The 711-nt window shown below is 58.2% G+C and carries 1 protein-coding gene; it reads left to right on the plus strand.

Annotated features, from left to right (window positions below; all coding sequences use genetic code 11):
• On the plus strand, nt 1–711 hold a 711-nt coding region (locus ACM6IT_RS25840; protein ID WP_414918966.1), incomplete at both ends, for a sulfatase-like hydrolase/transferase.

A 711-nucleotide genomic window follows, 5' to 3' on the forward strand; every position in this document is an offset into this window, starting at 1 on the left:
TATCATGGACAAGCTCAAGGCGCTGGGCCTGGATAAGAATACGCTGGTGGTCTACACCACCGATAACGGCGCCTGGCAGGATGTTTACCCGGACGCCGGCTACACACCATTTCGTGGCACCAAAGGCACCGTGCGCGAGGGCGGTAACCGGGTCCCTGCAATCATGACCTGGCCCGGAAAAATCAAGCCCAATGCCAAGAACCACGACATTCTCGGCGGGCTCGATCTGATGGCAACTTTCGCCTCGGTGGCCGGCATCAAGTTGCCGGAGAAGGATCGCGAAGGTCAGCCAATCTATTTCGACAGCTACGACATGACCCCGGTAATCACCGGCACGGGTCCCGATCCACGTAAAGAGTGGTTCTACTTCACCGAAAACGAGTTGTCCCCTGGTGCGGCCCGCGTAGGCAACTACAAGGCCGTGTTCAACCTGCGTGGCGACAATGGCGTGCCGACCGGCGGCCTGGCCGTGGATACCAACCTGGGCTGGAAAGGGGAGTCGAAGTACGTGGCGACAGTGCCGCAAGTCTTTGACTTGCTGCAAGATCCACAGGAGCGCTACGACATCTTCATGAGTAACGTCACTGAGCGCACCTGGACCATGGTGCCGATCAGCCAGGCGATCAACAAGCTGATGCAGACCTACATCAAGTACCCGCCACGCAAACTGCAAAGCATGGGCTATGACGGGCCGATCGAGTTGTCCAAGTA

It is taken from the genome of Pseudomonas sp. IT-P4 (genome assembly GCF_949767755.1).
In the GTDB taxonomy this organism is placed as follows: Bacteria; Pseudomonadota; Gammaproteobacteria; order Pseudomonadales; family Pseudomonadaceae; genus Aquipseudomonas; species Aquipseudomonas monachiensis.